This window comes from Pseudomonas sp. NPDC096950, from assembly GCF_044762525.1.
Classification (GTDB): Bacteria; Pseudomonadota; Gammaproteobacteria; order Pseudomonadales; family Pseudomonadaceae; genus Aquipseudomonas.
In genome coordinates, this window is record NZ_JBIWEL010000022.1 from 119122 (window position 1) to 128357 (window position 9236).

The 9236-nt window shown below is 58.6% G+C and carries 9 protein-coding genes; 3 read left to right on the forward strand and 6 right to left on the reverse strand.

Annotated elements, in window-relative coordinates:
- Positions 1-81 precede the first annotated feature (81 nt).
- The 4 genes from ACIQY3_RS26825 to hemJ form a co-directional block, all read right to left on the reverse strand.
- Positions 82-870, reverse strand: a complete 789-nt coding sequence (locus tag ACIQY3_RS26825) for an SDR family NAD(P)-dependent oxidoreductase (RefSeq protein WP_403025841.1) — start codon at positions 868-870, stop codon at positions 82-84.
- 62 nt (positions 871-932) lie between these two features.
- A complete protein-coding gene (locus ACIQY3_RS26830; RefSeq protein ID WP_403025843.1) occupies positions 933-1919 on the reverse strand; it encodes a DUF805 domain-containing protein in 987 nt (328 codons plus the stop codon).
- Between the two features lie 93 nt (positions 1920-2012).
- On the reverse strand, positions 2013-2981 hold the full coding sequence (locus tag ACIQY3_RS26835) for an NAD(P)H-dependent flavin oxidoreductase (RefSeq protein ID WP_403025844.1): 969 nt from the start codon (positions 2979-2981) through the stop codon (positions 2013-2015).
- Between the two features lie 34 nt (positions 2982-3015).
- The gene (gene hemJ, locus ACIQY3_RS26840) at positions 3016-3444 is read right to left on the reverse strand and encodes a protoporphyrinogen oxidase HemJ (protein ID WP_403025846.1); all 429 of its coding nucleotides are present in this window, start codon (positions 3442-3444) and stop codon (positions 3016-3018) included.
- A 135-nt stretch (positions 3445-3579) separates the two neighbouring features.
- Here hemJ and argC point away from each other — a divergent pair, with 135 nt between their 5' ends.
- Positions 3580-4614, forward strand: coding sequence for an N-acetyl-gamma-glutamyl-phosphate reductase (argC, locus tag ACIQY3_RS26845; RefSeq protein ID WP_123512992.1), 1035 nt, complete (start codon positions 3580-3582; stop codon positions 4612-4614).
- A gap of 168 nt (positions 4615-4782) precedes the next feature.
- A complete protein-coding gene (gene erpA, locus ACIQY3_RS26850) occupies positions 4783-5133 on the forward strand; it encodes an iron-sulfur cluster insertion protein ErpA (RefSeq protein ID WP_007947969.1) in 351 nt (116 codons plus the stop codon).
- A 75-nt stretch (positions 5134-5208) separates the two neighbouring features.
- Here erpA and ACIQY3_RS26855 read toward each other — a convergent pair whose 3' ends face one another.
- Together ACIQY3_RS26855 and ACIQY3_RS26860 are read right to left on the reverse strand one after the other, a co-directional pair.
- Positions 5209-6300: an anhydro-N-acetylmuramic acid kinase gene (locus ACIQY3_RS26855; RefSeq protein ID WP_403025848.1), complete on the reverse strand. Its 1092-nt coding sequence runs from the start codon at positions 6298-6300 to the stop codon at positions 5209-5211.
- 3 nt (positions 6301-6303) lie between these two features.
- The gene (locus tag ACIQY3_RS26860) at positions 6304-7722 is read right to left on the reverse strand and encodes a peptidoglycan DD-metalloendopeptidase family protein (protein WP_403025850.1); all 1419 of its coding nucleotides are present in this window, start codon (positions 7720-7722) and stop codon (positions 6304-6306) included.
- A 211-nt stretch (positions 7723-7933) separates the two neighbouring features.
- On the opposite strand from ACIQY3_RS26860, the gene tyrS reads away from it, so the two are divergent.
- Positions 7934-9133 (forward strand): tyrosine--tRNA ligase, encoded by a 1200-nt coding sequence (tyrS, locus tag ACIQY3_RS26865; RefSeq protein ID WP_403025853.1) that lies wholly within the window; start codon positions 7934-7936, stop codon positions 9131-9133.
- Positions 9134-9236: the final 103 nt, after the last annotated feature.

Sequence of the window (9236 nt, forward strand, 5' to 3'; positions counted from 1 at the left end):
AGCTGTTTTCTCCGTTGTTTGGGCTGGCCTGAGTGTACCCATGGGGTAGACCCGAGCCCAGCCTTTTACCTTCAAGGGTATTTAGCGCGGGCAGTAGGCCTTGTTGACCATGCCGGAGATTGTCCGGTTCAGCCATCGCGAGCCGAGTCGCGGCAGGAAGGCGAACCAGCGATTCAACCTTCCGGGAATAATGATGGCGCGGTTTTTCGCCAGGGCGCGCACGGTGTACAACGCGACTTCTTCCGGGCTCATCAGCAGCCTGCTGTCGGTCACTTTTACGGTGTCCAGTTGCGCCGTGTGGAAAAAACCGGTGCGTGTCGGACCGGGACACAGCACCGACACCTTGACCGCGCATTTCTTCAACTCGACGCGCAAGCCTTCGGAAAAGTGCAACACATACGCTTTGCTCGCGTAGTAGGTGCTCATCCACGGGCCGGGATGGAATGCCGCCACCGAGGCCACATTCAAAATCTGCCCTCCGCCCTGCAAGGCCATGCTGTTACCGATGGCGTGGCACAAGCGAGTGAGGGCCAGGATGTTCACCTCGATCAGGTCCTGCTCGGTCATCCAGTCCTGGGCCAGGAAAGGGCCGCAGGTGCCGATGCCGGCGCAGTTGACCAGCAAGTCGATCTGCCGGTCGCCTTCCTCCAGTTCCAGCAGAAACCCGGACAGCCTTAACGGCTCGCCCAGGTCGCAGGCGCGGAATAGCACCTCAACGCCAAAACGTTGAGTCAGTTCAATCGCAATACTTTCCAGCTGATCACGTTGTCGGGCCACCAGAATCAGGCTGCGGCCGCGCCGGGCCAGCGCTTCGGCCATCGCCAGGCCGATGCCGCTGGAAGCGCCGGTGATCAGAGCGTAACGGGTCATGCAGTTCTCCATCGCAACAGCTCCGCGCCGGCGACGCAGGTGTCACGGGCGGGGAGCGCTGTTCATTCTTTCGCAGAGTCTACAGGGGGCTGGGCGTCTTCGGCTGCTTCAGCTGCATCGTCGGCTGCATTTGGTGCTTGTTCAGCCTCGTCTGCCGGCTCTACTTCGACTTCGTCGGTGGTGACCGAGCCGCTGTCATAACTGGTTTCGGCTGCGCTTTCGTACTCTTGCTGGATGGCAGTGATGCCGCCGGCCAGCGCACCAACAAGGAGGATCGCGATAAATACTACCCACAGCGAAGACAGTACTTTGACTGCGGTGCTGTTCGGCGGAGGTGGCGCGCCATAGCGATTGGCAGTTTCGTTGCCCGGAACAACCATGATCACGAACGGGAAGAAGCTGCCCACGAACGGCACAAGGTTCAGGAGCCATAGCCAGCCCGACCAACCAATGTCGTGCAGACGCTGGACACTGAACTGAATACTGACAAACCCCAAGGCTACAAAAAGAATAAAGGCTACCAAACCACCGAGAATCAGGCCGGCGGTTGAGTCCGTGCTCAGCAGCGCGAGGCCGAAGATTGCCAGCACCGAACCCACGGCCAAAGTCACCAGTGTCAGGGCCATGGTCCAGGCCAGGAAGCGCAAGCGACCGATACGACCCTCGAAGCTGAACGGCTTGAGGGTGGCGAACGCCGGCAAGGCTTCACCGACGGTTGCCCGTGGCGGTGCATACGGCGATTCAGGGTCCGCCGTCACCGTTTGGTAACTGGCTGGGCCATGATCGTGAACGTCGGACAGGTTCAGCTCGATTGATGGCTCGGCTTCGATTCGGGCATCGATGCCGGTTTTTGTCAGCGCCTGGAGATAGGATTGTGCGTCGAGCTGTGACAGGTCGTGTTTGAGCGCAACCGGACGACCACTGAATAGCCGTTCGATGGCGGCGACGTCACTTTTGAACAGTTCTGCGAGATTGAGTTTGGCAGTGGTGGCGTCAACGCCTGGCAGCAGAGCGCCGTCGAAGACGATCTTGAAACGGTTTTCGCTCATGTCCGAGGCATCCTTGTCGCGCAGGTTTGGAAACGGGGGTGTTGCGGTCGAGCAGTGTAAGGCCAGCCGGGAGGAGCTGGCCAAGTTTTACGCTCAGCGCGGCCAGCGTTTGGGCAACTGTGCCGCCAGTTCCAGCGCTTTGCGGTACTCCGCGTCCAGCCGTGCGACCAATTGATCGACACTCGGCAGATCATCGATTTCCCCAACGCCCTGGCCGGCAGACCACACGGTTTTCCAGGCTTTGGCTTCATCGCTTATAGGCTTGAGTTTGGAACCAAAGTTCACTTCGCCTTTACCCTGCAACGCCGCCATGTCGAAGCCGGCCGCTTCCAGGCTCTGGCGCATGAAGCTCGCCGGTACGCCCGACACCGCTGGAGTATGCACGATGTCTGCGGCTCGGGAAGTCAGCAGCATCTCCTTGTAGGCGTCAGGCGCATGACTTTCAGTGGTGCCGATAAATCGCGTACCGAAGTAGGCCAAATCCGCGCCAAGCAATTGCGCGGCGAGAATCTCGTGGCCGTGGTTCAGGCAACCGGCCAGCAGCAAGGTCTTGTCGAAGAACTGGCGAATCTCGGCGATCAGTGAAAACGGGCTCCAGGTCCCGGCATGCCCACCGGCACCGGCGGCCACGGCGATCAAACCGTCCACGCCTGCTTCGGCGGCTTTCTCGGCATGACGACGGGTCGTCACGTCGTGAAACACCAGGCCGCCATAACTGTGCACTGCATCGACCAGTTCTTTCACGGCGCCGAGGCTGGTGATCACGATCGGTACTTTGTGCTCGATGCAAATCGCAAGGTCGGCCTGCAGTCGGGGATTGGTGTTGTGAACGATCAGGTTGACCGCGTAAGGCGCCGGGTTCTCCATGGCCGCCAATCCTGCTTCGATCTCTTCCAGCCAGGCTTTGAAGCCGCTGCTTTCGCGCTGGTTCAGCGCAGGAAAGCTGCCCACCACGCCATTGCGGCAGCAGGCCAGCACCAATTGAGGATTGGAAATCAGGAACATCGGCGCGGCCACTACCGGCAGGCGCAGACGTTGTTCGAGCAGAGCGGGCAGCGACATTGGAAGTACCCCGGTAAGTTGCGGCTTATTGAGTTTAGAACGGTCGAACCACGACCAGAATTACGATAGCCAGCAATATCAGAACCGGCACTTCATTGAACCAGCGATAAAAGACATGGCTGCGGGTGTTTTCGCCACGGGCAAAACGTTTTACCTGGGCGCCGCACATGTGGTGGTAGCCGATCAGGATCACCACGAGGGTCAACTTTGCGTGGATCCACGCGCCTTGGCTGAAGATACTCGGGTTGAGGTAGATCAGTGCGATGCCGAAGATCAGGGTGGCGATCATCGCCGGGCCCATGATGCCGCGGTACAACTTGCGCTCCATGAGGCTGAAGCGTTCCTTGCTGACGGTATCTTCGCTTTGCGCGTGATAGACGAACAGGCGCGGCAGGTAAAACAGGCCGGCAAACCAGCAGACCATGCTGACGATATGAAGCGCTTTGAGCCACAGATAGAGCATTTTTAGTTGTTCCCAGGTTCACGGTAGCCCGGATAGTAGAGGCTTGAGCGTCCGCACGTCACCTTGCCGGTTGTCGCAGGACGATACGGGCCCTATTATCGACGGCTTTCCAGTGGGTTCGTTGAGGGCAGGTTTATGGTCAAGGTCGGTATCGTCGGCGGCACGGGTTACACCGGTGTCGAACTGCTGCGTCTGTTGGCACAGCATCCGCAAGCTGAAGTGGTAGTGATCACTTCCCGATCCGAGGCCGGTCTGGCCGTGGCTGACATGTACCCGAACCTGCGAGGCCATTACGATGGCCTGGCATTCAGCGTTCCGGACATCAAGACCCTGGGTGCCTGCGACGTGGTGTTCTTCGCCACGCCTCACGGTGTTGCCCACGCCCTGGCCGGTGAATTGCTGGCCGCCGGAACCAAGGTCATCGACCTGTCGGCGGACTTCCGCCTGCAAGACGCTGATGAATGGGCCAAGTGGTACGGTCAGCCGCACGGTGCGCCGGAGTTGCTGGAAGAGGCGGTTTACGGTCTGCCGGAAGTCAATCGCGAGCAGATCAAGCAAGCGCGCCTGATTGCTGTGCCGGGTTGCTATCCGACCGCCACGCAATTGGGTTTCCTGCCGTTGCTCGAAGCGGGCCTGGCGGATACTTCCCGTTTGATCGCTGACTGCAAATCCGGTGTCAGCGGTGCCGGTCGTGGTGCGGCGGTAGGTTCGCTGTACTCCGAGACGTCGGAAAGCATGAAGGCCTATGCCGTCAAAGGGCACCGTCATTTGCCGGAAATTCGCCAGGGGCTGCGTCGCGCTTCGGGCAAGGACGTCGGTCTGACCTTCGTTCCGCACCTGACGCCGATGATTCGGGGCATTCACTCGACGTTGTACGCCACCGTCGTCGATCGCTCGGTGGATTTGCAGGCACTGTTTGAAAAGCGTTATGCCAACGAACCGTTCGTCGACGTGATGCCGGCCGGCAGCCACCCGGAAACCCGCAGCGTGCGCGGTGCCAACGTTTGCCGTATCGCCGTGCATCGTCCACAGGATGGTGATCTGGTGGTGGTGCTGTCGGTGATCGATAACCTGGTCAAAGGCGCGTCGGGTCAGGCGGTGCAGAACTTGAACATCCTGTTCGGGCTGGATGAACGTCTGGGCCTGTCCCACGCGGGCATGTTGCCTTAAGGCTTTATCCCGCCCAGCAAAAAGGCCCGTCTAAAGGGCCTTTTTGCATTCTGGATCGGCAATTGGTTCGATTGATATATCGTAACAATAGTTGACCAATTTTCTAGGAGAAGCGGATAATGCCCGTCATCACGCATTATGGCGGCGTAACGCCGGGAGATAGTTAGCATGAGCGTCGAATCCTTCACCCCCACGGCTTTGCAATTCACCCACGGTGCCGCGCACAAGGTGAAGAGCCTGGTCGATGAAGAGGGGAATGATCGCTTGAAGCTGCGCGTATTCGTTACGGGCGGTGGTTGTTCAGGTTTCCAGTACGGCTTCACCTTCGATGAAGAAGTGGCCGATGACGACACCATCGTCGAGCGCGAAGGTGTGAGTCTGGTGGTCGATCCGATGAGCTTCCAGTACCTGGCAGGTGCCGAGGTGGATTATCAGGAAGGTCTGGAAGGTTCGCGTTTCGTGATCAAGAATCCGAACGCCAGCACCACTTGTGGTTGCGGTTCTTCGTTCTCGATCTGATCCGCGTCACCGAATGACAAAACGCCGCAGGACTTCACAGTCCTGCGGCGTTTTGCTGTCCGGGATTCGAGATTGTCAGGCGGGATAGATGGCGCCGAGGATGCGCAAGCCGCGGGCGCCGGTGACGCTCGGGCGATTGGCGGCGATGCCTTCCAGGCAGCAATGGGCCAGCCAGGCGAAAGCCATTGCTTCGACCCAGTCTGGGTCTACGCCATAAGTTTCGGTGCTGCTGACCTTGGCATTTGGAAGCAAGTCGGCCAGGCGATTCATCAACGTGACGTTGTGCGCGCCGCCGCCGCAGACCAGCAATTCCTGCGTATCTGTCTGGGCACTTTGCAATGACTCGACGATGGTCAGGGCGGTCAGTTCGAGCAGGGTTGCCTGTACGTCTTCAGCAGCGAAGGCGGGCAAGTGCGACAGGTGTTGCGTCAGCCAGGGCAGGTTGAATACTTCGCGACCAGTGCTCTTGGGGCCTTTGGTCACGAAGAAGGGATCGCTGAGCAGTTCATTCAACAAGGTGGGTTCAACCTTGCCGCTGGCCGCCCATTGACCGTCGCGATCAAAATTGCCGCCCCGTTGCTGGTGTATCCAGGCATCCAGCAGCACATTGCCCGGGCCGCAGTCGAAACCTGCGACCGGTTTGCCAGGCTCGATCAGGCTGAGATTGCTGAAACCGCCGACGTTCAATACCGCGCGATTGCCTGGGCGTTCTTCAAACAAGGCTTCGTGAAAGGCCGGAACCAGTGGCGCGCCCTGGCCGCCGGCGGCGACATCGCGGCTGCGGAAATCGCTGACCACGGTGATGCCAGTCAGCTCAGTCAGCAGGGCAGGGTTACCGATCTGCACTGTGAAGCCGCGCGCCGGTTCGTGACGAATGGTCTGGCCGTGGCTGCCAATCGCGCGAATGTCGTCGGGTTTCAGATTTTGTTGATCGAGGAGGAAGTGAATGCCTTGTGCGGCCAGTTTCACCCAGTTTTGCTGGGCGATGGCGGAGCGGGCAATCTCGTCCGAGCCGCTGGCACACAAGCCAAGCAGCTCGGCGCGCAGGGTTTCAGGCATGGGGATGTAGTGCGTGGCGATCAGCTTGATCGCCGTTGTTTGCTCGATCAGTGCAATGTCCAGGCCATCGAGGCTGGTCCCGGACATCACACCTATATAGAGCGCCATGGCTTAGCGTTTGCTCGAAGCCAGCATGGTGGCCTTTTCCTGGTCCATCCGCGCCATCAACGGCTGACTTTGCGCAAGGAAACGTCCGCGCTCGGCCTTGGCGATCGGATCCGCCATTGGCAGTTTCTGGCCCAGCGGGTCGACGTGGACGCCATTGACCTGGAACTCATAGTGCAAGTGCGGGCCGGTGGACAGGCCGGTGGTGCCGATGTAGCCGATCACTTGGCCTTGCTTGACGCTGCCGCCGGTCTGCACGCCTTTGGCGAAACCCTGCATGTGGCCGTACAGCGTCCGGTAGGTGTTGCCGTGCTGGATGATGATGGTGTTGCCGTAGCCGCCGCGGCGACCGGCCAGCAGCACTTTACCGTCACCGGTAGCCTTGATCGGCGTGCCGCGTGGTGCCGCGTAATCGACGCCTTTGTGGGCGCGGATCTTGTTCAGAATCGGGTGCTTGCGGCCCATGGAGAATTTCGAGCTGATGCGGGCGAAGTCCACCGGGGTGCGGATGAAGGCCTTGCGCATGCTGTTGCCGTCAGCGGTGTAGTAGCTGCTGTTGCCTTGTTTGTTGGTGTAACGCACGGCGGTGTAGGTCTTGCCGCGGTTGGTGAAGCGTGCGGAAAGGATCGGACCCGTGCCGACAGCCTTGCCGTTGACGACTTTCTGCTCATAGATCACGTCGAACTCGTCACCTTGGCGAATATCCTGGGCGAAGTCGACGTCGTAGCCAAACACGCTGGCCATGTCCATGGTCAGGCTGTGGGACAGGCCGGCGCGCGCGGCGGACTGCGACAACGAGCTGTTGATCACGCCATGAACGTAGGCGGAGCGCACGGTCGGTTTGGCGGTAACGCGATTGAACACATAACCCTTGTCATTCTTGGTCAGGGTAATGGTTTCGAGGTCGCTGACCTTGCTATGGAGGTTGGTCAGCTGGCCTTCAGAGTTCAGTTCGAATTCGAGTTTCTGGCCATGTTTGAGCTGGCTGAACTGCTTGGCCTGCTTGTCGCTGGCCAGGATTTCATGCACGGAAGCCGCCGGGAGGCCGACTTTTTCAAACAGGGTGGAGAGGGTGTCGCCTTTGCCGACGATCACTTCTTTGTGATTCGGCGCTTTCTTCGCCTCGACCACTGGCTCAGGCGCGGCCTGGGCGGTTTCCTTGGTGTCTTCGGCGCTGTCTTCGATCTGCGCGAAAGGTGAAGCGGCCGGCTCATTTGTGGCTTGGACGGCTTCAGCAGCGTCTTGATCTTGTGTCAGTTGTTCAGCAGGACTTTCCAGTTCAAGGCTCAGGGTCGTCTTTTTGGCTTCAACATCACTGGAAGGGAATACCAGGAGCGCCAGGCTGAGAAGGGCGGCGATGCCACTTGCGGCAAGCAGGTGGGTCTTCGGGTAAAGCGGGGGCGCTTTAGACGGTTCTGTGGTCATAGGTAATTTTTGACTTTGAAAAGATGAATTGGAAAAGATGAATGACATGATGAAGATGAAATAACTGTATAAAATATAACCAAATCATCTCTGAAGCAAGCCTGCGGATGCTCTGTCCGTGGATTGGCGTGCGTGCGCCGGGCAAAACTTGTATTTGGTGCGCGATCTTGTATGGTTGGTTCCCTTTGAATCTGAGCCTTGCGGGTCTGTTATGAAGTCGGTTGAAGAGCAGCTAGCGCTGATCAAACGTGGTGCGGAAGAACTGTTGGTCGAGTCCGAGCTGATCGAAAAGCTCAAGCGCGGCCAGCCGCTGCGTATTAAGGCGGGCTTCGATCCGACTGCGCCGGATTTGCACCTGGGTCACACGGTGCTTATTAATAAGCTGCGCCAGTTCCAGGAACTGGGTCACCAGGTGATCTTCCTTATAGGCGACTTCACCGGGATGATCGGTGATCCGAGCGGCAAGAGTGCTACCCGTCCTCCGCTGACCCGCGAGCAGGTTCTCGAGAATGCCGAGACCTACAAGACTCAGGTCTTCAAGATTCTGGATCCTGCCAAAACCGAGGTGGCGTTCAACTCCACCTGGATGGACCAGATGGGGCCGGCCGACTTCATTCGCCTGACCTCGCAATACACCGTGGCTCGTATGCTCGAGCGCGATGATTTCGATAAGCGCTACACCACCAATCAACCCATCGCCATTCATGAGTTCCTCTATCCGCTGGTCCAGGGTTATGACTCGGTTGCCTTGCGCGCGGATGTCGAGCTGGGTGGCACCGATCAGAAGTTCAACCTGTTGATGGGGCGTGAGTTGCAGCGTGGTTATGGCCAGGAGCCGCAGTGCATTCTGACTATGCCGTTGCTTGAAGGTCTGGATGGCGTGAAGAAGATGTCCAAGTCGTTGGGCAACTACGTCGGTATCCAGGAAGCGCCGGGTGTGATGTACAGCAAGCTGGTTTCCATTCCGGATGCGCTGATGTGGCGTTATTTCGAATTGCTCAGCTTCCGCTCCATGGATGAGATCAATGCATTCCGGGCTGATGTCGAGGCGGGTGCGAATCCTCGGGATATCAAGATCAAGCTGGCCGAAGAGATCGTTGCGCGTTTCCATGGTGAAGAGGCTGCGGCCAATGCTCACCGTGCGGCGGGTAACCGTATGAAAGAAGGCGAGCTGCCGGATGATCTGCCAGAGATCGAATTGACGGCTGCCGAAGACATGCCGATCGCTGCTGTCCTTAATAAGGCTGGCCTGGTGAAGAACTCGGCAGTAGCGCGCGACCTCCTGAATTCTGGCGGTGTGCGTATAGATGGCGAGGTTGTCGATCGCACCTTTATATACGCACTGGGCGCGACCCATGTTTGCCAGGCTGGAAAGAAGGCATTTGCGCGTATTACGCTCAAATCCGAATAAACCTGAAATCAGGGGTTGACGGCAGATTCTGGAAGTCTATAATTCGCCCCACTTCCGGCGCAGTCGAAACGGAAAACTCCTTGGTAAACAAAGAGTTACGCAG